The organism is Oleiphilus sp. HI0079 (assembly GCF_001635105.1).
This window is the reverse complement of record NZ_LWFT01001241.1, coordinates 1-1,243: the sequence shown is the minus strand read 5'-3', so window position 1 is coordinate 1,243 and position 1,243 is coordinate 1. Positions and strand designations below refer to the sequence as shown.

Here is a 1,243-nt window from a genome sequence, read left to right as displayed (position 1 = left end):
TGTGCGACAGAACATCCAACCCTCATGTTCAATCCCTTGGAACACACTTAAACCTGCAATCACTTGTGCAGCAGAAGTCGCGACTTGCTGGCAAAGCTCAAGCGCCTTCGGCCCTTGCACAGCGACCATAGCTAGCTTTGGTCGCTCCGTTAAAGAGGCGTCAAAACCGGAAATTTGCGCTTCCATCCATGCCAAATCTTTCTCTCGTGTCGCACAATTCACGACCAATCGAAATCCTTCAGGCATTCGATAAACAATGAGATCATCAATAACTCCGCCCTGCTCATTGAGCATGCCGGTATAGAGCGCTTTGCCTATAGTTTTCAGTTTAGCGACGTCGTTGGCCAAAAGCTTTCTAAGATAGGATTCAGAATCAGGACCTGTGAGATCTACAATCGTCATATGCGATACGTCGAACATACCCACGTCTTGACGAACAAAATGGTGTTCTTCTACCTGGGAGCCATAATGAATTGGCATGTCCCAGCCACCAAAATCAACGATCTTAGCACCTGAATCAAGGTGCGCCTGATACAAAGGAGTTTTGTTACCCACAGAGAGGCTCCGGTAGCGAGTTTGAGTAGGCGGGCATTTTACCGAAACAAGCGCAGTAAAAACTAGCTTTTGAATAAAATTCGGTCAAAGAAACTTAGAATAGCCGGAAGATGCGAGGCGAATGATTGATAGGAGTGGTCGCCACCGCGCGTCAAAGACATCTTCGCCCCCACTAACTTGTTTGCAGCCTCACGATAGTCGAGCACCTCATCATCGGTTTCACTTAAAAGAAAAAGGTGCGATAAATCCAAAGCATCAGGGGACGATTCCAGCTCGAGCAACTGCTGCATATGCTCCGCTTTTACCTCATATCGCTCACCTGTGTACATATTGGTGTTTGTACCGATGTAATCAGTCAGCAATTCGAACGGTTTTACTGCCGGGTTGATTAATACAGCAGGCAATTCATATTCGGCATGTAAAAACAAACTGTAATATCCACCAAGGCTACTACCAATCACACCTGAAATATCGCCGCTCTCAATCATACCCCTGAGAAGGGTAATAGCCTGTTTAGGCTCAGGAGGCAAAGCAGGAACTTCGAGATGATACCGCTGACTTTGGTTGAAATAGACTTGCGCCTGTGAGGCTTTGACTGAGGCGGGAGAGCTATTAAATCCGTGCAAATAGAGTAAGGATTTAGTAACCATTACTTTTTAAATCAAGTTCATACTCAAAACTATTTGCG

At 45.9% G+C, this 1,243-nt stretch carries 1 protein-coding gene and 1 pseudogene; both read right to left on the bottom strand.

The window, feature by feature from the left end; translation table 11 throughout:
* Positions 1-555: pseudogene (gene gcvT, locus A3750_RS21905) on the bottom strand (glycine cleavage system aminomethyltransferase GcvT); the annotation flags it as partial.
* Between the two features lie 62 nt (positions 556-617).
* Positions 618-1,205: a YqiA/YcfP family alpha/beta fold hydrolase gene (locus tag A3750_RS21900; RefSeq protein ID WP_068458644.1), complete on the bottom strand. Its 588-nt coding sequence runs from the start codon at positions 1,203-1,205 to the stop codon at positions 618-620.
* Between the last annotated feature and the right edge of the window lie 38 nt (positions 1,206-1,243).